The sequence below is a fragment of the Qaidamihabitans albus genome (genome assembly GCF_016464705.1).
In the GTDB taxonomy this organism is placed as follows: Bacteria; Actinomycetota; Actinomycetes; order Mycobacteriales; family Pseudonocardiaceae; genus Qaidamihabitans; species Qaidamihabitans albus.
The window spans coordinates 348,910-372,315 of the sequence record NZ_JAEHOB010000006.1 but is presented as its reverse complement, the minus strand read 5'-3'; the positions used below and the strand labels follow the sequence as shown (position 1 = coordinate 372,315).

The following is a 23,406-nucleotide window of genomic DNA, read 5'->3' as shown; positions in this document are numbered from 1 at the left end:
GAGGTTGAACGTGCCCGGGGTGAGCCCGGTGACCTGGCGGGTCGTCCTCTCCGGATCGAGCCCCGCGCTGGCCAGTACCAGCGAGACGACCTTGTCGCTCGTCCCGCCCTCGGACGGCACGCCCATCGTCTGGCCGAGGAAGTCCTCCGGTTTCTCGAGCGGGTGGTTCGACTTGCTGTAGATGAACCGCAGGGCCGAACCCCGGGTGAGCGTGCCGATGTTGACGAGTGGCTGACCGGAGTCGGCCACGGCGCTCATCACGTCGATCTGGCCGAGCCGGGTGATCGGCGCGGTGCCTGCCAGCAGCGTCTGCATGGCCTGGGGTGAGCCCTTGACCGGCTGCAGCTTGATGTCGAGACCGTGGTTGGCGAAGTGACCTCCGGCCACCGCGAGCAGTTCGGGCGCCAGTGAGAGCGTTTCGAGCGGCAGATAGCTCAGGAACGTGACCTGCTGACCGCCGCCCGCGCCGGCGGGCTCGGAACCGCACGCCGACAGCAGAGCCGGCCCCGCGGTCGCGGCGGCGACGGCGAGTGCGGAGCGCTTGACGAAGGACCTGCGGCTCAGCGGCGCTGCGGTGAGCGTGTGGGTAGGCACGATGTTCTTCTCCTCGTTCCCGTCTGGCCGGCTACCACCCTGTAGCCGGCCCGCAGAGAGTCGCGCCGGTGCCGTCGCGGCGGCTACCCACCTTTCCGCATACCGGAAGACCCGTGCCGGTACGGTCGTTTCGGTGGCGCACCCAGCGCGCGGGAGATGCCTCGTGCGGTCGCCTGCACCAGATGGGCGAGGTTCGGGCCGTGCGACTCGGTGTGCGGCACGATCAACGACAGTGCCGCGACCACGGTGCCGTCCGCTCCGTGGATCGGCGCGGCGACCGAGACGTAGTCCGGGTTGATCTGCCGGTCGCTGACGGCGTAGCCCGAGCGGCGCACGTCGGCGAGCACCTGCCGGAGCTCGCGCTCGTTCGAGTAGGTGCGCGAGGTGAACGACACCAGCGGCCCGCTGATGACGTCCTCCTGCAGGTCGGCCGGTGCGTGCGCGAGCAGGACGAGCCCTACCGCGGTGGCGTGCATGGCGTAGCGGCCGCCCACGCGCGGGCGCTCGTCGCGGGCGGTCTCCGGGCTGACGAAGCGCTCGACGAAGACGACCTCGTCCTGCTCCCGAACGGCCAGGTGCACGCCGTGGTGGGTGGTCTCGTAGAGATCCTGCATGAACGGCAGTGCGATCCGCTGCAGGCCCACCGACCGGGGAGCGTGCGCCGCCACCTCCCACAGCCGCAGCCCGATCCGGTAGCCGCCGGAGTCGTCGCGTTCGAGCGCGCCCCAGTGGTGCAGTTCGGTGACGATCCGGTGGGTCGTGGTGAGGGGCACGCCGGATCGCCTGCTGAGCTCGGACAGCGTGAGATGAGCCGGTGCGTCCTTGAAGGTGTCGAGGATGCGCAGCGCGCGGCGGAGGACGGAACGGCGCTCGTCTGCCACCTCTGCCATCGTGGACCCGCCTCGTACCGACGTCCGTGGTGTCAGCCGAACCTAGCTCATCGGCGGCGGGTGGCCCGCATCTCCTCGGCGAAGCGCCAGCTCGCGCCGCCGTCGCCGGAGGCCTCGGCCCGCCAGGTGAACGACCGCGCCGTGATCGCGGTGAAGCACCAGCGCAGCCATGGCTCCTCCTCGTCGCTGATCAGCACGATGTCGCGCCCGGAGGGGCGCCCGACGAACCGGCGGACGCGTCCGTTGACCGGTTCGATCCAGGTCGAGCGCCAGGCGTCGATGGACGGATCGTAGAAACGGATGGTCGACCCGTGGAAGGCCAGCGGTGGCCGTCCCTCACCGGGCTCACCGCGCCCGGGCACGATCCACACGTCCTGGATCGCCCGGCCGCCCAGCACCCAGCCGAAATGGAGTTCGCCGGTCATGGTGGCCGGCTGCCCTACCGCGTCCGGGCCGGACCAGTCGAGGTCCCATGAGCCGACGAACCGGCCGAAGAGATCCAGGCGCCGTGCGTGCGTGCCGTCCGGTGCGGGTGCGTGGAGGGCCTCGGCGAGACCTGGGTTCGTGGACATACTTTGACAGTACACTGTCAAACATGACGAGGAACACCGCCGACGTGGACGCGTACCGCCTGCTCATGGCCGACGTATACGAGCTGGCGGGGGAATCGCGCCGGTCCAGCGAGGCGATCGCCCGTGAGCTGGGCCAGACGGCCGCGCGCTGGCACGTGCTCAGCGTCGTCTCCGACCGCCCGCGCACGGTGGCCGGTGCGGCCCGGCGGCTGGGGCTGGCGCGGCAGAGCGTGCAGCGCGTGGTCGACGACCTGGTGGCCGACGGGCAGGTGGAGCTGCGGCCCAATCCCGCCGATCAGCGCGCCCGGCTGGTGGCGCTCAGCATGGCCGGCCGGCACACCCTGGCGGAGCTGCAGTGCCGGTCGGCCACCGCGCGTGCGGCACTGCTCGACCGCGCCGCGCTCGGCAGCGGCGAGCTCGAGCACGCACGGGCGACGCTGCGTGCCCTGCTCGCTGTACTGCGCTGAACGCGGTGGGCCGGTAGGGCGTCCTCCCGCCGATATGCGAAAGTGCTTCGCGTGAGGGGGTCACCGTTGCCCGCGCCGTGGTCGCGCGCGCCGTTCCTGCTGTGGCGGCGGCCCGCGGTGGCGCTGGCGATAGCCGTCGCGGGGCTGCTGGTCGCCCTCCCGGCAGCGGCGGCGTCGCTGTTCCTGGCCTCGTCCGGCAACGCGACCCTGCACAACCAGCTCGAGCGGTCCTGCAAGTGGACGGTCGGGGCGCAGGTCGGCGCCGCGTTGCCGTTCACCGCGCCGCCCTACCGCCCGGATCAGCTCGTCGGCGCGCGCCTGCTCCAGGAGCGGGTCGGCCTGGTGCGCCCGGCCGCGGCCCAGGTGCCCCGGCTGTCCGAGCCGGTCGTGTCGACACTGACGCGCGGCCACGTGCGCCCGGTGCCGGGACCTCCCGCGCGTCCCGACCAGACGGCGGTGTCGCTGCTCGCGCGGGACGGGTTCAGGGAGCACGTACGGGTGCTCGCCGGTGGTGCCGGCCGGGGCATCTGGCTGCCGGACGGGTTCGCGGCCGCGCAGCGGCTCCGGGTCGGCGACCGGGTGGCGGTCGCGGTGGGGCCGGAACCCGTGTCGATGCGGGTGGCCGCCGTCTACCGGGACCTGCGGGAGCTGCCGGACCAGCCGTACTGGTGCGGCCTGCGCGACGTCTACCGCGGCAAGCCGCTCGCCAGCGCGCCGGTGTACCCGCTCGCGCTGGTGGAGCACGCCGACCTGCTCGCGGCGGCGCGGGGCAGCGACGTGCGGGCGCACAACACGATCGAGATGTCGGTGGACACCGAAGGGCTCACCACCACCGATGCCGCGCCGACGATCGCCGGCCTGCGGCAGCTGGGAGCCGCGGTGACGGACCGGCAGGCGGCCGGCGCCTACCCGGACGAGGCGGCCGTCGACTCGACACTGGCCGTCAAGGCCGCCCGCGCCGGGCTGGTGGTCGACGCGCTCACCGGAACCGTCGTGCCGCTGGCCGTCGCGGGGGCGCTCGCCGGTCTCGTGATCGCGGCCGCGGCGGGTGCCTTCTGGGCCGATCGTAGGCGGGCCGAGCTCGCGGTGCTGTGCGCGCGCGGTGTCGGCCCGGCCGCGGTCGCCGGGAAGGCGGCGCTCGAGGCGGGCGGCGCGGTGCTCGTCGGTGCCGCCGCGGGCTGGCTGACGGCGCGGTTCCTGGTGGCCACCGCCGGACCGAGCCCGCTGGTGACGCCGGGCGCGACGCTCGTGTCCGTGCTCGGCGCCGGGGCGGCGGCGCTGGCCGTGCTGGCGGCGATCGCGGCAGTCGCGGGCGGCCGGGCCGGGCGGCTCTTCGACGCCCCGCCCGGCCATCGTGCTCGCCTGAGCAGGCTGCCGTGGGAGCTCGTCCCGCTGGCCGCGGCGGGGCTGGCCTGGTTCCTGCTCGACGACGACGTCCAGCTGCGCGGTGCCGGTGCCGGCGCCGTGGCGTACATCCCGCCGAGGCTGATTGTGGCGCCGGTCCTGCTGGCCGCGGGACTGGCGATGCTCACCGGCAGGTCCACGTGGTGGGCGTTGAGGGCGCTGGGCGCGCGGTCCCGGCGCCGTTCCCGCTCGCGTCCCCCCGGAACGTCGATGCGCCGGATCGCGCGCTTCCTGGCCTGGCGGCGCGTGCGCGCGGCCCCGGTGGTGGCGGCGGTCCTGGTGGGCGCGACCGCGGTGCCGGTGGCGCTTTCGGTTTACGGCGCGACGGTGATCGCCTCGGTCGACCGGACGCTGCACGCCGAGGCGCAGCTGATCGTCGGCACCGATGTCGTGTTCACGCTGTCCGCGCCCGCGGCGGTCCCCGGTGAGCTGGCGGGCAGGGCGAGCGTGACCGCGCTGCGCACCGACGGCAGCCTCGGCGACACCACGGTGCACGTCCTCGGCGTGGACCCGGAGACGTTCCCCCGCGCCGCGTTCTGGGATCCCGGACTGCCCGGACCGGCGCTGCGGGAACTGGTCTCCCGGCTCGACCCGGAACCGGCACGGCCGGGCGCGGTGCTCGCCGGGATGCCCGCACCCGCCGATGCGACCCTGGAGCTGGCGGGCAGCCGGCAGTCGCTGACCATCACCGGCGTCCCCCAGCTGCCGGGCAAGGCTCCGGGCAACCCGGTTCTGCTCGTGCACCGGGACGTCCTCGACCGGCTGGTGCCGGAAAGCCGGCCCCAGCTCTGGGCCCGGGGGGATCCCGAGCGGATCGTGCCCGCGGTGGCCGGTGCGGGCCTGCCGGTGTCGACGACGAGCCGGGCCGACCAGGTGCACGCGGCCGGCGTCTACACCGGGATCACCTACACGTTCACCTTCCTTTCGGCGGTGTCGCTGCTCTCGGGCGTGATCATCGTGGTGGGCCTGCTGCTGCATCTCGATGCCCGCTCCCGGGCCCGGCGCAGCGCCTACGTGCTGCTGAGCCGGATGGCGGTCACCGGCCGCGAGCACCGGCGTTCCCTGCTGCTGGAGGTCGGCGGGCTGTTGCTCGCCGGGTTCGTCACCGGGCTCGGCACGGCCGGTGTGCTCGTGCTGCTGACGCACACCGGCTACGACGTCGACCCCGGAACCGCCCCCGGGGCGCTGGTCACCACGCCGTGGCCGGTGCTCGCCGGGCTCCTGACCGCGGCCGCCGCCACCAGCGTCCTCGCCGCGGCCGCCGCGCACCGTGCGGCCGCCCGCGCCCGGCCCGCGGAGGTGCTGCGTGACACACGCTGAACGGACCGCACGGACAGTGCTGAGCTGCACCGGGGTCACGCACGGCTACCGCGTCGACGGCCGCACGGTGCGCGCGCTCTCCGCCGTGGACGCCACCGTCGAGCGCGGGGTGGTGACCGCCCTCGTCGGGCCGTCCGGCTCGGGGAAGTCGACCCTGCTCCGGATCCTGGCCTGCCTGGAACGGCCGGAGGCCGGCACCGTCGAGATCACCGGGATCGAGACGACGCGGCTGCCGGCCCGGCGACGGCGGGCACTGCGCCGGGCGCACGTGGGTTACGTGTTCCAGGATCCGGCCGACAACCTGTTCGGCTATCTCACGGTCGCCGAGCACCTGACACTTGGCGCTCGCCTCCGGAAGACCACCGTGGAACCGGGGGACGTCCTGGCGGACCTGGGCCTCGGCGCCCGCGCCGGGCACTATCCGCGCGAGCTGTCCGGCGGCGAGCAGCAGCGGGTGGCGCTCGCCTTCGCCGCGGCGGGAGACCCCACACTGCTGGTCGCCGACGAGCCGAGCGCGCAACTGGACCGCGCGGCCACGGCCAGGGTCGTCGCCGCGCTGCGCCGCCTTGCAGCCCGCGGGCACGCCGTTCTGGTCGCCACGCACGACCCGGAGGTCAGTGCGGCCGCCGACCACACGATCGAGCTCGTCGACGGCGAGCGGGTGCGGAGGTGAAGGTGCCCGAGCCGGTTCTGACCGTCACCGGGGTGTGCAAGTCCTACGCCGCGGTGCCGGCGCTTCGCACCGTGAGCCTCGCGCTGGCGCCCGGCGAGCTGGTGGTGCTCACCGGGCCGTCCGGCTCGGGCAAGAGCACCCTGCTGATGATCATCGGTGGCTGGGAGGCCCCGGACGAGGGTGGCGTGCGGCCGCATCCGCCGCTGCCGGACCGGCCGATGCACGCGATGCCGTGGCAGGACCTCGCCTTCGTACCCCAGTCGATCAGCCTGCTCGACGAGCTCAGCATCGCCGAGAACCTGGCCTTCGCCGGACGGCTGCGGGCGGACGGCACGCCGGCGGACGTGGCCGGTCTGTTCGACGTGCTCGACCTCGGTCCGCTCGCGGACCGGCTGCCCGGCGAGGTGTCTCGCGGCGAGCAGCAGCGTGCCGCCGTCGGCCGCGCGCTGGCTGCCCGCGCCACGCTGGTGCTGGCCGACGAGCCGACCTCGCACCAGGACCGGCGCAGGGGCGCCGGGGTGCTGCGCGCACTACGGGCCGCCGCCGACCGGGGCGCGGCGGTGCTCGCCGCGAGTCACGACCCCGTGGTGCGGGACTACGCCGACCGGGAGATCGCATTGGACCTCCCCGGCGGCTGACCCGGTCCACCGAACCCGAGTGGGTCCCCTTTGTGGACAGCGGTCTCCGGTCACGGGCTGCGACCGGTCGTTCACCGGACCGCCCGGCGCCGGTTCCTTCCGCTGTGATCTGCGTAGCGGCGATCTGTCCTCACTGGATCTCCTACCACGCCCGCCAGGCGCGATGCGCGGCATCGTGAGCGCGGCCGGTTCGCGATCCGCCTGATACTGTCTTGCCGGCTCCGGACCGGAGCCTCAGTGACAACCGATCGAACTACCGGGCCGAAAGGGGTTGGATCGTGCCGGCGAACCAACCGGGGGCGGACCACGTGGCAGGCGGCGGTCCCGTCTCGACGGAGAAGCAGCAGCGGATCAATCCGGTGGTGTTCTTCGGCTCGTCCGCGTGCATCCTCGCCGTCTCGATCTGGGCGATCATCACGCCGGAGACGGCCTCGGCCGCGATCGGCGAGCTCGTCGGCTGGATCTCGGCTGGCTTCGGCTGGTACTACTTCCTCGCCGCCACGCTGTTCCTCGCCTTCGTGATCTTCATCGGAGCCTCGCGTTACGGCAAGGTGAAACTCGGTCCGCAACACTCCACACCGGACTTCAGCCTGTTCGCCTGGGGCGCCATGCTGTTCGCGGCGGGTATCGGCATCGATCTGATGTTCTTCTCGGTCGCCGAGCCGGTGACGCAGTACCTCGAGCCGCCGGTGGGTGCCGGGGAGAACGTGCAGGCCGCCCGCGACGCCCTGGTGTGGACACTGTTCCACTACGGCATCACCGGCTGGGCGATGTACGCGCTGATGGGCATGGTGCTCGGCTACTTCGCCTATCGCTACAGCCTTCCGCTGACCATCCGGTCCGCGCTGTACCCGATCTTCGGCAAGCGGATCCACGGGCCGATCGGTCACGGTGTCGACATCGCCGCCGTGCTGGGCACCGTGTTCGGGATCGCGACGTCGCTGGGCATCGGGGTCGTCCAGCTCAACTACGGGCTGGAGGTCCTCTTCGGCATCCCGCAGGGCACGGCCGCGCAGATCGGGCTGATCGCGCTGGCGGTGTTCATGGCGACCATCTCGGCCATCGCGGGCGTCGACAAGGGTATCCGGCGGCTCTCCGAGCTCAACGTCGTGCTGGCCATCGGGCTCATGCTGTTCATCCTGTTCAGCGACGACCCGCTCTTCCTGCTCAACGCGATCGTGCTCAACATCGGCGACTACCTCGGCAACTTCGCCGACCTGACGCTGAACACGTTCGCCTTCGAGCAGCCGACCGAGTGGCTGAACTCCTGGACGCTGTTCTTCTGGGCCTGGTGGATCGCGTGGGCGCCGTTCGTCGGCCTGTTCCTCGCGCGGATCTCGCGCGGCCGCACCATCCGCCAGTTCGTCGCCGCCACGCTGGTGATCCCGTTCCTGTTCACCCTCACCTGGCTGTCGATCTTCGGTAACGCGGCCCTGCGGGAGGTGCGCGGCGGCAACGAGGCGTTCGGCCAGACGGCGATGAACCAGCCGGAGCAGGGTTTCTACGCGCTGCTCTCCCAGTACCCGGGCGCCACCTTCATCGCCGGGCTTGCGACCTTCGTCGGGCTGCTGTTCTACGTCACCTCGGCGGACTCGGGCGCACTGGTGATGGGCAACTTCACGTCCTACCTCAAGACGCCGAGGACGGACGCCGCCCGGTGGGTGCGCGTCTTCTGGTCCGCGGCGATCGGCCTGCTCACCCTGGCTATGCTCATCGTCGGCGGTGTGCCGACGCTGCAGAACGCGACCATCGTGATGGGCCTGCCGTTCTCGTTCGTCATGTTCATGATCATGCTCGGGCTCTACCGTGCACTGCGCGTGGAACGCTTCCGGGAGGACAGCCTGCGCGCGACGATGCCGTCGTCACTGCCGGAACCCGCCTCGGAGGGACAGCCGGGCCGGGCCTCGTGGCGGCAGCGGCTCGCCAGGGTGATGAACTTCCCGGGCAAGCGCGCGGCGAGCCGGTTCGTCGACGAGGTGTGCCGCCCGGCGTTCACCGAGGTCGTCGAGGAGCTGCGGGTGCAGGGCGCGGAGGCGTCGGTGGCCGAGGAACCCGTGCCGGAGCTCGACCTGCCGCACCTGGACCTGACGGTGGACATGGGCGAGCAGGAGTGGTTCCGGTACCAGCTCTGGCCGCACGAGGCGGAGACGCCGTCCTTCGCGATGGGCTCGCTGAGCAGTCAGGACACCTACTTCCGCTACGAGGTCTACCTTTCCGAGGGCGGCCAGGGCTACGACGTCATGGGCTACAGCAGGGAACAGCTGATCGGCGACATCCTCGACCAGTACGAGCGGCATCTCGAGTTCCTGCGGCTGCACCGGGAGACGGGCAGCAGCACCCCGGTGCCGACCATGATGGACAGTCAGGACACGGAGTCGTAGCGTGCGCACCCACGAGGCTCGGCGTGCCCAGCTGAGCCGGAAGGTGGCGTGGTTGTAGCCCCAGAAGTTGGCGTTGGTGGCCCGTTGCTCGACTGGCCCGATCGTGTCCTTCCACTGGTACGAGCGGCGCCGGGGATAGTCCGGTGCCTCGTAGGCCTCGTGGCTTCCGGTGTTGACCAGGCAGCCGCCGGGAAAGCGGACGAAGCCCGGCTCGAGCGCGGCGATCTTCTCGGCGAGGTCCCGGCGCAGCCCGTTCGGCCGGTTCCGGAAGGTGTCGCGCGGGAACAGCGACACCATGTCGAGGGCGACGGTGCCGGTGCCGCCCGCGGACACCGTCAGCCGTCCCGTGGTGCTCGTTGTGGTGGCGACGAACGTGCCGCTGTAGCCGGCCCAGCCGTCGTCACGCACCTGGATTCGCACCGGTCGTGCCGTGAGCGCGTTGCCCGCCCCGTCGGACAGCGTCGCGGTCAGCGGGCTGCCCTGGGGCCGGTCGGTACGGGCCCACACCGAGAAGTCGTGCTTTCTCCCGGCCTCCACCGCGATGCCGGAGTTGTAGCCCGCGTTGGTCACGCCGTAGCCGCCCGCTCCGCCGCCGTCGAGTTCGAGGTGCAGGTACCGGCGGTTGCGCTCGTTCAACCTGCCCGCGTCGTCGACGACCTCCGCCGTTCCCCGCATTCCGCCGGTCGACGTTGGTGTCCAGGCGGTCAGTGGCGTGTACGACGGGTTGTCGGCAGGGCCGTACTCGAACGAGCGGTTCTGCACGAGCTCGGCGTAGATCCCGCCGTCGGCGGCGCGGTTGATGTCCCCGAAGAAGACACCGTACATGGCGTCCGAAATGGACGGACCGGGGCGGGTGGGATCGATGTCCACCGTGTAGTCGGTCACGGCGTCCGCGGGCTCGCTCACGGCCGTGGTGGGCACGGATACGAGCGTCCCGGTGAGCAGTGCCGCGAGCAGGGCGCTGGTTCAGGAGCGTGTTCGGTGCATGGTGACTCCCGTCGTCGGAGGAAGGCGCGAATCGGGTGCGGGCGGGTCAGCGGCCGGGACGGCGGGGCCGGTCGGGCAGGTCGCCGGTCAGCCGGTCGTGCTCGGCCCTGGTGACCGGCAGTACGGTGCCGTGCCGTGGCGAGGACGGCAGCTGGTAGTCGCTCGACATGGTCCAGGTGCCCGAGGCCAGGTTGGTGGTCTCGAACGGCACGTAGCCGCGGCCGCCGAACTCGTCGATGAACAGGTACCACTTCTCGTCGGTGTTCGACTTGAAGATCGTCGGGCCCTCGCCGCGGGCGATGCCGGGACTGTCCTCGGTGGCCTTGCCGATGCAGTCGGCGACGAACTCCCACGAGGTGTCGGTGAGCGCCGTGGACTTCTCCTGGAGGATGAACTTGCTGCAGGGCGTGGAGGAGCCCGGATCGCGTTCGTCCTTGGTGAACCGGTAGTAGCTGCCCTCGTGGTCGATGACCGTCGAGTCGCGGGGCCGAGCTGGCCGGCGAAGGCGCGCGGGTCGCCGCCGAGATCTCCGCGGCCTGCCGGGAGGCGGTGCACGTGGCGGTGCGGGAGGCCACGGAGGTGATCTACGTCGCCAGGGCGGACGGCAGCCGCTCGGTGCGGATGGTCTCGGCGGTCGGCAGACGGCTGCCCGCGCACTGCACGGCGGTGGGCAAGCTGCTGCTGGCCCCGTTGCCGGACACGGAGATCGACGCGTTGTACCCGCCGGGGGTGGCGCTGGCGCGGATGACCGGACGCGGTCCCGACCGCCCGGAGGCGCTGTGGCAGGAACTGGTGCGCGTGCGCGAGACCGGCCTCGCCCACGAGCACGGTGAGTCCAATCTGGATGTTGTCTGCGTCGCCGCGCCGGTGCGCGACGGCACCGGCGCCGTGGTGGCCGCGCTGAGTGTCTCCGTGCCGGCACACCGGTGGGGCGCCACGCCGCGGCCGCGGTGGGAACGCTGGGCGCGGGACGGCGCCGACGCGCTGTCCACGGCGCTGGGCCTGCGGGGCTGACGTGCACCGCTCACGCGGCGGGCGAGCGCATTCCCCAGTGCTCCACATGGCTCTCGCCGGGCGCGAGGACGCGCAGGCCGTCGCCGGTGTTGAGCGCGTTCGGCGCGCAGGTCATCGGCTCGACGGTGATCCCGGCCCTGGCGGGCCGGCCGCTGCCGGGCGCATCGTCGGTGTAGACCTGCAGGTAGCGGTGCGTGTGGTCGGCCCACAGCTCCACCGTCCGCCCGGCCGGGGCGCCGAGGTGTACCCGCGCGGTGCCGTCGGCGTCGACGGCGAGGTCGGTGAACGCGGTGTCCAGCACGGCGCCGCTCACCTCCCGCCCGCCGCGGAAGTCGAACAGACCGCCGTCGACCGGTTCCTTGCCGAGCGGGATGAGGTCCTCCCCGGTGCGGTAGTACGAGGCGGCGGGCAGGTCCAGCACCACGTCGTCGGCACGCTCGGCCAGCCGCAGGTACGGGTGGTATGCCGCGCCGAACGGGGCCGGTCGCGTGCCCGCGTTGGTGGCCTCCAGCGTGCAGCTCACGCCGTCCGGCGTCGCGGTGTAGGTGAGCTGGAAGTGGAGCAGGAACGGGAAGCCGTACTGCGGGTGCAGCACGTAGCGCAGGCGCACCCGCGTGCCGGTGTGCTCGACCGGCTCCCACTCGACCCAGTTCATCAGTCCGTGCAGGGCCGCGCCGCGGGCGGGCTCGGTGATCGCGAGCTGGTACTCGGCGCCGTCGAAGGTGTACCGGCCCGCCGCGACCCGGTTCGGCCACGGCAGGATCGTCTTGCCCTGGTAGCTGTCGCCGACCTCGTCGGCGGCGTGGGTCAGCAGCAGCTCCGTACCGTCGACACGCCACGAGAGCAGTGTCGCGGCGACCCCGGCGATGGTGACCCGCTGCGCACCCGAGCCGATCTCGTACAGCGTGCCGCTCGCGGTCATGACGCCTCGTCCAGTATTTCGAACCTATTCCGGAATATCGGCAAGTTACCGTCCCGGTGCGGGCCGGTCAACCACAGCACAGCGAGGTGGGTTTCATGGGTGACGCCGTCGTGGAGCGGGTGAACGCGCCGGTCGCCGAGCACGGCGAAGGGCCGGTGTGGTTCGCCCGGCGGGGCAGCCTTGCCTGGGTGGACATGTTGCGGGGCGACGTGCTCACCCTCGACGCCGATGGTGCCACCGGACGCTGGCACGTCGGCACCGTCGCCGCGGCGCTGCGGCCGCGCACGCGCGGGGGTGCGGTACTGGCGCTCGAACGCGGTTTCGCGCTGGCCGACGAACTCGGCGGTCCGGTGCGGGACATGGATCCGTTGTGGACGGACGAGACGGTGCGCATGAACGACGGCGGCTGTGATCCGGACGGCCGGTTCTACTGCGGGTCGATGGCCTACGAGAAGCGCACCGGCGCGGGTGCGCTCTACCGGCTCGACCCGTCCGGTTCGGCGGAGCGGGTTCTCTCCGGGGTCACGGTGTCCAACGGCTTCGCGTTCAGCCCCGACGGCGGCACCGCGTACTACGTGGACACGCCGACCGGGGGCATCGATGCCTTCGACTACGACCATGACCGTGGGCTGACGGGCCGCCGCAGGCTGGTCGACGTCGCCTCTCCCGGCCAGCCGGACGGGCTCACCGTCGACGAGGAGGGGCACCTGTGGATCGCGCTGTGGGGCGGCTCCGCGGTGCACCGGTACCGCACGTCCGGTGCACTGGACGCCGTCGTCGAGCTTCCGGTCAGCCAGGTTACCGCCTGCGCGTTCGGCGGTGCGGAGCTGGACCGCCTCTACGTCACCACCTCGCGGCAGGGCGCCGACCTCGGCGCGCAGCCCACGGCGGGCGCGCTGTTCGCGGCGGTCCCCGGCGTGCGCGGCCTGCCGCCGTTGCCCTTCTCCGGCTGAGCGCACCGCGACCGATGAGTTTCGCCGGGCGTGCCGGTCTTCCTAGCCGGACGGCCCGAAACCCAGGGGAGGCGAACATGTTCATCGTGTCCGGAAAGCTGTACGTCGACGAGGACGCCAGGGACGCCTACGTCGGCGCCTGCCGCTCGGTCCTCGACCAGGCGCGGGCCGCGCCCGGCTGCCTCGACTTCGTACTGGCGGCCGATCCGATCGAACCGGACCGCATCAACGTGTACGAACGATGGGAGTCGGACGAGCACCTCGAGCGGTTCCGCGGCTCGGGGCCGGAACCGGGACAGCTCGACCAGATCCGGCACGCGGAGGTGGCGAAGTACCGCATCGCCGCGACCGAACCGCCGTGAGGCGTGCGGGAACCGCTGACACGTGTGCGGGAACCGCGGACACGCGTGCGCGGAGCGCGGACACGGCGACGGGGGCCAGTCCGGAATACCCGACTTAAGGCGGTTGTGGTCCGAACCAGCCGACGCCAGGGTCGGACCCATCGCAGTCGGGTGACCAGAAGGGCACGCCATGTTCACTCGATCTCGGATCGTGGCCGTCGCGGCGGCCGGTGCTGTACTGCTCGCGACGCTGGCGGCGCCCGCGGGCGCCAGGAGCGCGGGTAGTGACGACGGGCGCGGCGTCTACTCCGTGCCCACGGCGGACGCCGCCCAGCGCAGCGCCGTGGCCGGGACCGGCGTCGACGTGCTCGGCAGCCGGGACGGCAGGCTGACGTTCGTCGCCACCGACGAGCAGGCCCGTACCCTGCGGGCGCGGGGTTTCCGGCTGAACGAGATCGGCGACTTCGACGAGATGCTGGCCGAGCGCAGCGGCCGTGCGGCAACGTCGGCGGCGGTCGCGGACTTCCCCCCGGGCGACGAGGCGTACCACACCTACGCCGAGATGACCGCGAAACTGCGTGCGGCCGAGCGCGGGCATCCCGCGCTCGCGAGCGTGAGCAGCGTCGGCCGCTCCTACGAGGGCCGCGAGCTGCACCTGATCAAGATCAGCGACAACGTGACGCGGGACGAGGCCGAGCCGGAGGTGCTCTTCACCTGCAACCAGCACGCCCGTGAGCACCTGACCACCGAGATGTGCCTGCATCTGGTCGAACGGTTCACCACCGGCTACGGCAGCGACCCGGCGATCCGCGCGCTCGTCGACTCGCGGGAGATCTACGTGATCCCGCAGGTGAATCCCGACGGCTCGGAGTACGACATCGCGGGCGGCACGTACAAGGGCTGGCGGAAGAACCGGCAGGGCCGCGGCACCGACCCCAACCGCAACTGGGACTACCGGTGGGGCTGCTGTGGCGGGTCGAGTGGCAACCCGGCCAGCGACACCTACCGGGGCACCGCGCCGTTCTCGGCACCGGAGACGCGTGCCGTCGCGGGCTTCGTCGACTCCCGCGTGGTCGGCGGCCGCCAGCAGATCACGGCGCACATCGACTTCCACAGCTACTCCGAGCTGGTGCTCTGGCCGTACGGCTACACCTACGCCGACACGGCGCCGGGGATGACGCAGGCGCAGGCACGCCGCTTCGCCGACATCGGCAGGCAGATGGCGCGGGCCAACGGCTACCAGCCGCAGCAGTCGAGCGACCTCTACATCACCGACGGCTCGGTCAACGACTGGATGTGGGGCGAGCACGGGATCCTCAGCTACACCTACGAGATGTACCCGCGCAGCAGCAGCGGCCTCAACGGCTTCTACCCGCCGGCGTCGGTCATCCCGCGGGAGACCGCACGCAACGACGAGGCGGTGGACATCCTGCTCCGCGCGGCCGGCTGAGCGCGCGCACCCNGTACCCGCGCAGCAGCAGCGGCCTCAACGGCTTCTACCCGCCGGCGTCGGTCATCCCGCGGGAGACCGCACGCAACGACGAGGCGGTGGACATCCTGCTCCGCGCGGCCGGCTGAGCGCGCGCACCCCTCGTGAGTGCCTACGCGAGTTAGAACTCGCGTAGGCACTCACGAGGGCGTGCTGCCTGGCGCCGGCAAAGATCGGATGTATCCTTCCCGGGTCGGACGGGAGGGGTACGCATGCCGGAGATCGCGCTGCACACGGTCCTGGAGCCGGGGCGGGAAGCCGACTACGACGCCGTGCACGAGACGATCCCGGCCGACGTCGCCGCCGCGCTGACTGAACACGGGGTGCGGGAGTGGCGCATCTGGCGGGACGGCAGGCACCTGTTCCACCTGATCGACGTCGAGGACTACCAGGCCATGCGGCACGCGCTGCGCGATCACCCCGCCAACGTGCGCTGGCAGGCCACGGTCGCGCCGATGCACGCGCGGGCCGACGACTACTCGGGAACCGATCACGGGATCAGCCTGGTGTGGAGCCTCGCCGCCCAGTTGCGCGACAGCCGGGATACGCACTGAGGAGACACATGTCGGTCACCGACGATGCCATCGAGGCGATCAAGCAGATGATCGTCGACGGCGAGCTGCGCCCGGGCGACCGGCTGCCGCGCGAGGCCGACCTGGCCGACCGGCTCGGGCTGTCCCGCAACTCGCTGCGCGAGGCCGTCCGGGCGCTCTCGCTCATCCACGTGCTCGACGTCCGCCAGGGCGACGGCACCTATGTCACCAGCCTCGAACCGGGCATCCTGCTGGACGCGATGGGTTTCGTCGTCGACTTCCACCGCGACGACACGGTGCTCCAGTTCCTGGAGGTCCGCCGCATCCTCGAGCCGGCGGCCACCGCGATGGCCGCCGGCCGCATGACCCAGCAGGAGATCGAGGGGCTCTCCGTGCTCCTCGACTCGCTCGGCGACAGGCCCACGGTGGAGCAACTGGTCGCCAACGACGTGGAGTTCCACGCCCGGATCGCCGCCGGATCGGGTAACCAGGTGCTCTGCTCGCTGCTGGAGAGCCTGTCCAGCCGGACGCAGCGGGCCCGAACCTGGCGCGGGCTGACCCAGGAGGCCGCGGTGGAGCGGACCGTGGCCGAGCACCGGGCCATCCAGCAGGCGCTCGCCGCGCGGCAGGCCGAGGTCGCGCGCTCGTGGGCCACGGTGCACATCGCCGGGGTGGAGCAGTGGCTGCGGCTGGCGCTCACCGACCACGGGCCGGCGTAGCGGCGCGCTACCCGCGGGGACGCAGCCGCAGATCCTGCATCCCGCCGTCCACCGCGAGCCCGACACCGGTGGTCGAGGCCGACGTGGGGCTGGCGAGGTAGACGACGGCCCCGGCGATCTCCTCCGGGGAGACGAGCCGCCCGTGCGGCTGCCTGGCGTTGAGCGCGGCGCGCTCCGCCTCCGGGTCCGCCGCGCTCGCCAGCAGCCGGCCGATCCACGGGGTGTCCGCCGTGCCGGGGTTGACGCAGTTGACCCGGATACCCTCCGGCAGGTGGTCGGCCGCCATGGCCCGCGTCATCGCGAGCACGGCTCCCTTGCTCGCGCTGTACAGCGCGCGCTGCGGCAGTCCCGCGGTCGCCGCGATCGACCCGGTGTTCACGATCGCGGCCGCGGGGGAGCGGCGCAGGTGCGGCAGCGCGGCCCTGGCCATGCGCATCATGCCGAGCACGTTGACATCCAGTACGCGGAACCACTCGGCGTCGTCGTTGTCCGCCACGGTTCCCTGCGCGCCGATACCGGCGTTGTTGATCAGGATGTCGAGCCGTCCGAACCGCCGCACCACCGTGTCCACGGCCTGCCGGACCGAGTCGTCGTCGGTGACGTCGGCGCGTACCGGCAGCACCTCGCCCTCGGCATCGGCGGGGCTGACGTCGAGCGCCGCGACGCTCGCGCCCCGCTCCCGCAGCGCGGTCACGACGGCCGCGCCGATTCCGGACGCACCACCGGTGACCGCGGCCACCAGGCCGCCGAACTCCGTGGATTCCCTGGACTCCGCTGTCATGCCTGCTCTCCCTCGCGCGGTTTCCCGAACTCCTGCCGCTGGCGGCCGAGCCCGTCGATCTCCAGTTCCACCACGTCGCCCGCCGCCAGGTAGGGGAACCGGCCGGACAGCGCGACGCCCTCGGGGGTACCGGTCAGCAGCAGGTCACCCGGTTCGAGGGCGAGGTAGCGGCTCAGGTGCCAGACGAGGAACTCCACGTCGAAGACCATGTCCGCCGTGCTGGAGTCCTGCCGCGGCTCGCCGTTCACCCAGCTGCGCAGTCCGAGATCGCGGTGGTCGAGCTCGTCGGGTGTCACCAGCCACGGGCCGGTCGGGTTGAACCCGGGGGCGCATTTGCCCTTGCTCCACTGGCCGCCCGAGTCGACGAGCTGGTGCTCCCGTTCGGAGACGTCGTTGGCCACGACGAAGCCCGCGACGTGCGCGAGGCTCTCGTCGGGCGAGTCCAGGTAGGAGGCGCGCCTGCCGATCACCACGCCCAGCTCGACCTCCCAGTCGGTGCGCGTGCTCCCCGGCGGGATGGCGACGGGGTCGTCCGGACCCACCACGGTGTTGGGCGTCTTCAGGAAGATGATCGGGGCATCTGGCGGCGCCGAGCCGGACTCCGCGGCGTGCGCGGCGTAGTTCATGCCCACGCACAGCACGGCGCTCGGCCGCGCGATCGGGGCGCCACGCCGCAGCGACGCCGCGTCCGGCAGCTCGGCCAGCTCACCGGCGGCCGCGGCCCGGCGCACCGCGTCGAGTCCGCCGGAGGCGAAGAAGGCGCCGTCGAGGTCGGTGGTGAGTCCGGAGAGATCGTAGGTTCGCCCCTCGTCGAGCAGAACGGGTTTCTCGGCGCCGGGCGGGCCGAGGCGGGCGAGCTTCACAGGTGTACCTTTCGCCGCAATGGTCGGGTGTCTGACATCAGCAAAGGTCGACGTCAGCCACGCATCCTGCCTGACGAAGCGGCGAAATTCCAGGCATTCTCTCCCGCTCGCCGAGGCCCTTGACGTAAAAACATCCGATGTCTAACCTCCGATGTGATCCCGACCATACGACAGGAGCGTCTTCGTGGCCCGCATCATCGCGCTGCACACCCATGACGTGCGGTTTCCCACGTCGCTGTCGCTGGACGGGTCCGACGCCATGAACCCGGACCCGGACTACTCGGCCGGCTACGTGCGCATTCGCACGGACGCGGCGGACGCCCTGGAGGGGCACGGCTTCGTCTTCACCATCGGCCGCGGCAACGACGTCCAGGTCGCCGCCATCCGCGCGCTGGACAGCCACCTGCGCGGCCGGGACGTCGACGAGGTGCTCGGCGACCTCGGCGCGCTCTGGCGCGAGCTGGTGCACGATTCGCAACTGCGCTGGCTGGGCCCCGAGAAGGGGGTCATGCACATGGCCATCGGCGCCGTCGTCAACGCGCTCTGGGACCTCAAGGCCAAGCGAGCGGGCAAGCCGCTGTGGCAGCTTCTTTCGGCGATGAGCCCGGAGGAGATCGTCGGTCTCGTCGACTTCCGCTACCTCACCGACGTGCTGACGCCGGAGGATGCGCTGGCGATCCTGCGTCAGGCCGAACCCGGCCGGGCGCGCCGCGAGGCCGACCTGCTGGTGGAGGGCTACCCCGCCTACACCACCACGCCCGGCTGGCTCGGCTACGACGACGAGAAGCTGGACCGGCTGTGCCGGGAGGCGGTGGCCGAGGGGTTCGGCCAGATCAAGCTGAAGGTCGGCGCCGATCTCGACGACGACATCCGCAGGCTGGGCATCGCCAGGGCGGCGTGCGGTCCGGAAGTCCGGATCGCCGTCGACGCCAACCAGCGCTGGGACGTCGCGGAGGCGATCCGCTGGATGGCGGCACTGCGGCCGTTCGACGTGGCCTGGATCGAGGAGCCCACCAGCCCGGACGACGTGCTCGGGCACGCCGCGATCGCGAGGGCCATCGCACCTGTCCCGGTCGCCACCGGCGAGCACATGGCCAACCGCGTGATGTTCAAGCAGTTCCTCCAGGCCGACGCGCTCCAGGTGCTGCAACTCGACGCCACCCGCGTCGCCGGGGTGAACGAGAACATCGCGATCCTGTTGCTGGCGGCCAAGTTCGGGGTTCCCGTGTGTCCGCACGCCGGTGGGGTCGGGCTGTGCGAGATGGTGCAGCATCTGTCCATGTTCGACGCCGTCTCCGTCTCCGGAAGCACCGAGGGCCGCATGATCGAGTTCGTCGACCACCTGCACGAGCACTTCGTGACACCGGTCGAGGTCCACGGCGGCCGCTACCGCGCGCCGAAAGCCCCCGGGGCGGGCAGCGAGATGCTGGCCGGCTCGCTGCTGGGATACGCGCATGGCTAGCGGCATCGCGCAACGCCTTGGCCGGCTCTCCTTCGGTGGGGCGGGCCTTGGCAACCTGTATGAGGCCATCAGCGACGAACAGGCGCGGGCTCTGCTCGAAGCGGCCTGGGACTGCGGTATCCGGTACTTCGACACCGCACCGCACTACGGCCTCGGCCTTTCCGAGCGCCGCCTCGGTGCGTTCCTCGCGGACAAGCCACGCGAGGAGTACGTCGTGTCCACCAAGGCGGGCCGGCTCCTCGTGCCGGCCCCCGAGACCGCCGGGCGGCTCGACGACGCCAACCACTTCGCCGTGCTGGCCGACCACCGGCGGGTCTGGGACTTCAGCGGGCAGGGTGTGCGCCGGGGCCTGGACGACTCGCTGCGCCGCCTCGGCCTCGACTCGGTCGACGTGCTGTACCTGCACGATCCCGAGGAGCACGACCTCGGGCCCGCACTGGAGTCCGGCATCCCGGCACTCACCGCGCTGCGCGACGAGGGTGCCGTCGCCGCGATCGGCGTCGGCTCCAAGTCGACGAAGGCGCTGCTCGCCGGTGCGCGCTCCGGCGCCCTCGACCTGCTCATGGTCGCCGGCCGGTTCACGCTGCTCGAACAGCCCGCCCTCGACGAGGTCCTGCCGGAGTGCAGGGCGCGCTCGGTGGCGGTCGCCAACGCGGCCGTGTTCAACTCGGGCGTGCTGTCCTCCCCGGCACCGCGGGCCGGTGACCACTACGAGTACGGACCGGTGCCGCCGGACGTGCTCGCCAGGGCCCGCGAGATCGCGGCGGTGTGCGCCGACTTCGGCGTGGACCTGCCCACCGCGGCGCTGCACTACTCGCTGCGCGAGCCGGTGGTACGCACGGTCGTGGCCGGCGGCGCGACGCCCGCGCAGATCCGGGAGAACCACCGGCGCATGCACACCAGCGTTCCCGGCGAGCTCTGGGACGCGCTACGGGACAGGGGGCTGACCCGGCTATGACAGCGCAGCCGGCCACCGAGCGCGTCGTCGACGCGCACCTGCACCTGTGGGACCTCGCTGTGAGCGAGTACGCCTGGCTGGGCCCCCGGCACGGTGCCCTGCACGCGACCTTCACCGCGGAGGCGGCGCGAGCGGAACTGGACGCGGCCGGGGTGTCCTCGGCCGTGCTCGTGCAGGCGGAGGACACCGAACGGGACACCGAGTTCCTGCTCGGCCAGGCCGAGCGTCACCCGTGGATCGCCGGGGTCGTCGGCTGGGTCGCGCTGGACGACCCCGCGCGTGCCGAGCGGCAACTCGACCGCTGGCAACGGCATCCGGCTTTCCGCGGGGTGCGGCACCTGGTGCACGACGACCCCAGGGACGACTTCCTCGCGCTGCCGCCGGTGCGCGAGTCGCTCGCCCTGCTCGCCGCGCGGGGGCTGCCCTTCGACGTGCCCGACGCGTGGCCGAGACATCTCGGCGCGACCGCGGAGCTGGCCGCAGCCCTGCCTGAGCTGACGATCGTGGTCGACCACCTCGGCAAACCGCCGAGGGGCGGGGCAGGCTATCCCGGCTGGCTGGACACGCTGCGCGCCGTGGCGGAGCGGCCGAACACGGTGGCCAAGGTGTCCGGCCTCCAGGTACCCGGCCAGCCGTTCACCGCGGCGGCGCTGCGCCCGGTGTGGGAGACCGCGCTCGAACTGTTCGGTCCCGGCCGCCTGATGTACGGCGGGGACTGGCCGATGACCGTGCCTGCCGACGGCTACGCGGGCACGTGGCGCGTGCTGTCCGGGCTGATCGGCGAACTGCCGCGGGCCGACCGGGCGAGACTGCTCTCCGGCACGGCCACCGAGGTGTATGGGCTGGGTGATCGGTGATGGAACCGCTGCTCGAGGTCGAGGGCGTGAGCAAGAGCTTCCCCGGTGTGCGGGCACTTTCCGACATGCGGCTGGACCTGCGCCACGGCGAGGTGCTCGCACTGGTTGGGGAGAACGGCGCGGGCAAGTCCACCCTGATGAAGCTGCTCTCCGGAATCCACTCGGCCGACGCGGGCCGGTTCCGCCTCGAGGGCAGGCCACTGGAGGTCACCGGTCCCGCCGAGGCGCTGGAGCTCGGCATCAGCATCATCCATCAGGAGTTCAACCTGATGCCGCACCTCACGGTGGCGCAGAACATCTTCATCGGCAGGGAGCCGCGCCGGTGGCGGCTGCTGCTCGACGAGCGCGCGCTGAACGCGAAGGCCGCGGAGCTGATCGAGCGACTCGGCCTCCCGCTCGACCCCGGTGCCGTTGTCGGCGACCTCACCGTCGCCAACCAGCAGATGGTCGAGATCGCCAAGGCGCTGTCGTACGACGCCAAGGTGCTGATCATGGACGAGCCGACCGCGGCGCTCAACGACGTCGAGGTGGCGACGCTGCACGAGCTGATCCGCCGGTTCGTGGGGACCGGCATGGGAGTCATCTACATCTCGCACCGGATGGAGGAGATCAAGGCGATCGCCGACCGGGTCACCGTCATCCGCGACGGCGAGTACGCCGGCACTCTCGACAGTCACGCGACCACCACGCGGGAGATCATCTCGCTGATGGTGGGCCGGACCATCGCAGGGGACGCGCGGCCGGAGGGTGTCCGCGACGATCGCCCGGTGCTGCTCGAGGTCCGGGGACTGAGCACGAAGTCGCTGCTGAAGGACGTCTCGTTCGACCTGCGGCAGGGGGAGATCCTCGGCTTCGCCGGCCTGATGGGGGCCGGGCGCACGGAGGTGGCCAGAGCGCTCGTCGGCGCCGACCGCAGCGACGGCGGCACGGTCACCCTGCGCGGGACGCCCGTGCGCATCGGCAACCCCGCCGACGCGGTCCGGCACGGGATCGGGTACCTGTCCGAGGACCGCAAGAGGTTCGGGCTGCTGCTCGACCAGAGCGTCAAGGCGAACATCTCGCTCGCCTCGCTGCGCGAGCGTTTCGCCACCGCGGGATTCGTGCGCGACAAGGCGGCCCGCGCCAGGGCCGGCGAGTACGTCGGCACCCTGCGCATCAAGACGCCGACGCTGGAACAGCAGGCCAAGAACCTCTCGGGCGGCAACCAGCAGAAGGTCGTCGTCGCCAAGTGGCTCGTCAAGGACTGCGACGTGCTGATCTTCGACGAGCCCACGCGCGGGATCGACGTGGGCGCCAAGGAGGAGATCTACCAGCTCCTCAACGAGCTCGCCGGGCAGGGCAAGTCGATCATCATGATCTCCTCCGAGCTGCCGGAGATCCTGCGCATGTCGCACCGCGTCGTCGTGATGAGCGAGGGCAGGGTCACCCGGGTGCTCGAGTCGGACGAGGCGACCCAGGAGAGCATCATGCACTTCGCGACACTGCGCCCCGACGAGAACCCGGAGGACGCCGCGGAACTCGGCATCGACGCCGGCCCGGCCGGCTCCGCATCCCCCGAACAGGCCCGGAAGGCAGGACGGTCATGACATTGCTCGAAGCTCCGGCCCGGGAGTCGACGGGTGGCGGGCTCGCCTCGGCCGCCCGGAACCGGCTCCAGCAACTGCTGGCCTTCGCCAGCCTCATCGTGATCTGTGGGTTCTTCTCGGTCGCCAGCCGGTACTTCTTCACCTACGGCAACTTCACCGCGATCCTGTTCTCGACCGTGGTGATCGGGACGCTGGCGATCGGCACGACTTTCGTGATCATCTCCGGCGGGATCGACCTTTCGATCGGCACCGGCATGGCGCTGTGCGCGGTGATGTCCGGGGTCTTCCTCGTGGACCTGGGGCTGCCGCTCGCGCTCGGGGTGCCCGCCGCGATCCTGTTCGGTGGGCTCATCGGGCTCGTCAACGGGATCAACGTGTCGGTGTTCAAGATCCCGCCGTTCATCGCCACGCTCGCGATGATGCTCGTCGCCGGTGGCCTCGCACTCGTGCTGTCGGACAGCGCGCCGATCTACTTCACCGACGTCGAGGGCTACGTCGAGCTGTCCACGGGCAGCCTGTTGCCGGGAGTGGAGTTCCCGAACGCGGTGCTGGTGCTGCTCGGTGCCGCCCTCGTCGCGGGCGTGCTGCTGACCAAGACCGTGCTCGGCCGCTACACGTACTCCATGGGCAGCAACGAGGAGGCGACCGCGCTGTCCGGCATCAACGTGCGGAAGTGGAAGATCGCGATCTACGCGTTCGCCGGCCTGTTCATCGGCCTGGCCGGCGTCATGATCTCGGCCCGGCTCGGGTCCGCGCAGCCCGCGACGGGAATGGGCTACGAACTGCAGGCGATCGCGGCCGTGGTGATCGGCGGTACGTCGCTCTCCGGCGGTAAGGGCTCCATCGTCGGCACGCTCATCGGCGCGCTGATCATCTCGGTTCTCAACAACGGGCTGCAGATCATGTCGATCCCGCAGGAATGGCAGAACGTGATTCTCGGCTGCGTCATTCTCGTCGCCGTGTACGCGGACATGCTCCGCAAGAAAGAGACGTGAGCCCGGT

At 71.7% G+C, this 23,406-nt stretch carries 23 protein-coding genes and 1 pseudogene; 16 read left to right on the top strand and 8 right to left on the bottom strand.

Features of this window, described 5'->3' with window-relative positions:
- The 3 genes from JAP66_RS15215 to JAP66_RS15205 form a co-directional block, all read right to left on the bottom strand.
- Positions 1–594: ABC transporter substrate-binding protein (locus JAP66_RS15215; protein WP_199432360.1), on the bottom strand; the 594-nt coding region annotated here is incomplete at its 3' end.
- An 83-nt stretch (positions 595–677) separates the two neighbouring features.
- Positions 678–1,484: an IclR family transcriptional regulator gene (locus JAP66_RS15210; RefSeq protein WP_210770146.1), complete on the bottom strand. Its 807-nt coding sequence runs from the start codon at positions 1,482–1,484 to the stop codon at positions 678–680.
- A 47-nt stretch (positions 1,485–1,531) separates the two neighbouring features.
- Complete coding sequence (locus JAP66_RS15205; protein ID WP_199432359.1) at positions 1,532–2,056, bottom strand: hypothetical protein; 525 nt, start codon at positions 2,054–2,056, stop codon at positions 1,532–1,534.
- A gap of 23 nt (positions 2,057–2,079) precedes the next feature.
- Here JAP66_RS15205 and JAP66_RS15200 point away from each other — a divergent pair, with 23 nt between their 5' ends.
- The 5 genes from JAP66_RS15200 to betT all read left to right on the top strand — a co-directional run bounded on the left by JAP66_RS15200 (position 2,080) and on the right by betT (position 8,939).
- Entirely contained in the window at positions 2,080–2,523 is a 444-nt protein-coding gene (locus tag JAP66_RS15200) for a MarR family winged helix-turn-helix transcriptional regulator (protein WP_199432358.1), read from the top strand.
- Positions 2,524–2,574: 51 nt separating this feature from the next.
- Complete coding sequence (locus tag JAP66_RS15195; protein WP_307849569.1) at positions 2,575–5,247, top strand: ABC transporter permease; 2,673 nt, start codon at positions 2,575–2,577, stop codon at positions 5,245–5,247.
- Positions 5,234–5,920, top strand: coding sequence for an ABC transporter ATP-binding protein (locus JAP66_RS15190; RefSeq protein WP_307849568.1), 687 nt, complete (start codon positions 5,234–5,236; stop codon positions 5,918–5,920). Before JAP66_RS15195 ends, JAP66_RS15190 begins: the two co-directional genes overlap by 14 nt.
- 2 nt (positions 5,921–5,922) lie before the next feature.
- Complete coding sequence (locus tag JAP66_RS15185) at positions 5,923–6,558, top strand: ABC transporter ATP-binding protein (protein ID WP_199432357.1); 636 nt, start codon at positions 5,923–5,925, stop codon at positions 6,556–6,558.
- Between the two features lie 278 nt (positions 6,559–6,836).
- The gene (gene betT, locus JAP66_RS15180) at positions 6,837–8,939 is read left to right on the top strand and encodes a choline BCCT transporter BetT (RefSeq protein WP_372448972.1); all 2,103 of its coding nucleotides are present in this window, start codon (positions 6,837–6,839) and stop codon (positions 8,937–8,939) included.
- Positions 8,940–9,032: 93 nt separating this feature from the next.
- Here the strand turns inward: betT and JAP66_RS33200 are convergent.
- Both JAP66_RS33200 and JAP66_RS33550 read right to left on the bottom strand, forming a co-directional pair.
- Positions 9,033–9,764, bottom strand: a pseudogene (locus JAP66_RS33200) (carbohydrate binding domain-containing protein); the annotation flags it as partial.
- Between the two features lie 208 nt (positions 9,765–9,972).
- Complete coding sequence (locus tag JAP66_RS33550; protein ID WP_504956950.1) at positions 9,973–10,395, bottom strand: glycoside hydrolase family protein; 423 nt, start codon at positions 10,393–10,395, stop codon at positions 9,973–9,975.
- 23 nt (positions 10,396–10,418) lie between these two features.
- On the opposite strand from JAP66_RS33550, the gene JAP66_RS15165 reads away from it, so the two are divergent.
- Positions 10,419–10,940 (top strand): IclR family transcriptional regulator, encoded by a 522-nt coding sequence (locus tag JAP66_RS15165; RefSeq protein WP_443706210.1) that lies wholly within the window; start codon positions 10,419–10,421, stop codon positions 10,938–10,940.
- Positions 10,941–10,950: 10 nt separating this feature from the next.
- Here JAP66_RS15165 and JAP66_RS15160 read toward each other — a convergent pair whose 3' ends face one another.
- Entirely contained in the window at positions 10,951–11,862 is a 912-nt protein-coding gene (locus JAP66_RS15160; RefSeq protein WP_199432355.1) for an aldose 1-epimerase family protein, read from the bottom strand.
- A 95-nt stretch (positions 11,863–11,957) separates the two neighbouring features.
- Between JAP66_RS15160 and JAP66_RS15155 the strand changes: the two genes are divergently transcribed.
- From JAP66_RS15155 to JAP66_RS15135, 5 genes are all read left to right on the top strand, one after another.
- Complete coding sequence (locus JAP66_RS15155) at positions 11,958–12,815, top strand: SMP-30/gluconolactonase/LRE family protein (protein WP_199432354.1); 858 nt, start codon at positions 11,958–11,960, stop codon at positions 12,813–12,815.
- Positions 12,816–12,892: 77 nt separating this feature from the next.
- Positions 12,893–13,177 (top strand): putative quinol monooxygenase, encoded by a 285-nt coding sequence (locus JAP66_RS15150; RefSeq protein ID WP_199432353.1) that lies wholly within the window; start codon positions 12,893–12,895, stop codon positions 13,175–13,177.
- 169 nt (positions 13,178–13,346) lie between these two features.
- Entirely contained in the window at positions 13,347–14,606 is a 1,260-nt protein-coding gene (locus JAP66_RS15145; protein WP_199432352.1) for a M14 family metallopeptidase, read from the top strand.
- Between the two features lie 251 nt (positions 14,607–14,857).
- Positions 14,858–15,199 carry an L-rhamnose mutarotase gene (locus tag JAP66_RS15140; protein WP_199432351.1) on the top strand — a complete coding sequence of 114 codons (342 nt, stop codon included), beginning with the start codon at positions 14,858–14,860 and terminating at the stop codon, positions 15,197–15,199.
- A gap of 8 nt (positions 15,200–15,207) precedes the next feature.
- On the top strand, positions 15,208–15,897 hold the full coding sequence (locus tag JAP66_RS15135; RefSeq protein ID WP_199432350.1) for a FadR/GntR family transcriptional regulator: 690 nt from the start codon (positions 15,208–15,210) through the stop codon (positions 15,895–15,897).
- A 7-nt stretch (positions 15,898–15,904) separates the two neighbouring features.
- Here JAP66_RS15135 and JAP66_RS15130 read toward each other — a convergent pair whose 3' ends face one another.
- Together JAP66_RS15130 and JAP66_RS15125 are read right to left on the bottom strand one after the other, a co-directional pair.
- Positions 15,905–16,678: an SDR family NAD(P)-dependent oxidoreductase gene (locus tag JAP66_RS15130; RefSeq protein ID WP_199432349.1), complete on the bottom strand. Its 774-nt coding sequence runs from the start codon at positions 16,676–16,678 to the stop codon at positions 15,905–15,907.
- A complete protein-coding gene (locus tag JAP66_RS15125; RefSeq protein WP_199432348.1) occupies positions 16,675–17,541 on the bottom strand; it encodes a fumarylacetoacetate hydrolase family protein in 867 nt (288 codons plus the stop codon). Before JAP66_RS15125 ends, JAP66_RS15130 begins: the two co-directional genes overlap by 4 nt.
- A gap of 184 nt (positions 17,542–17,725) precedes the next feature.
- Here JAP66_RS15125 and JAP66_RS15120 point away from each other — a divergent pair, with 184 nt between their 5' ends.
- The 5 genes from JAP66_RS15120 to JAP66_RS15100 are packed head-to-tail and all read left to right on the top strand — an operon-like array spanning position 17,726 to position 23,399.
- Positions 17,726–19,003 (top strand): L-fuconate dehydratase, encoded by a 1,278-nt coding sequence (locus JAP66_RS15120; RefSeq protein ID WP_199432347.1) that lies wholly within the window; start codon positions 17,726–17,728, stop codon positions 19,001–19,003.
- The gene (locus JAP66_RS15115; RefSeq protein WP_199432346.1) at positions 18,996–19,961 is read left to right on the top strand and encodes an aldo/keto reductase; all 966 of its coding nucleotides are present in this window, start codon (positions 18,996–18,998) and stop codon (positions 19,959–19,961) included. The genes JAP66_RS15120 and JAP66_RS15115 overlap by 8 nt, the downstream gene beginning before the upstream one ends.
- A complete protein-coding gene (locus JAP66_RS15110) occupies positions 19,958–20,818 on the top strand; it encodes an amidohydrolase family protein (protein WP_199432345.1) in 861 nt (286 codons plus the stop codon). The genes JAP66_RS15115 and JAP66_RS15110 overlap by 4 nt, the downstream gene beginning before the upstream one ends.
- Positions 20,818–22,404, top strand: a complete 1,587-nt coding sequence (locus tag JAP66_RS15105; RefSeq protein WP_199432344.1) for a sugar ABC transporter ATP-binding protein — start codon at positions 20,818–20,820, stop codon at positions 22,402–22,404. The genes JAP66_RS15110 and JAP66_RS15105 overlap by 1 nt, the downstream gene beginning before the upstream one ends.
- On the top strand, positions 22,401–23,399 hold the full coding sequence (locus tag JAP66_RS15100) for an ABC transporter permease (RefSeq protein WP_199432343.1): 999 nt from the start codon (positions 22,401–22,403) through the stop codon (positions 23,397–23,399). The genes JAP66_RS15105 and JAP66_RS15100 overlap by 4 nt, the downstream gene beginning before the upstream one ends.
- Positions 23,400–23,406 lie beyond the last annotated feature (7 nt).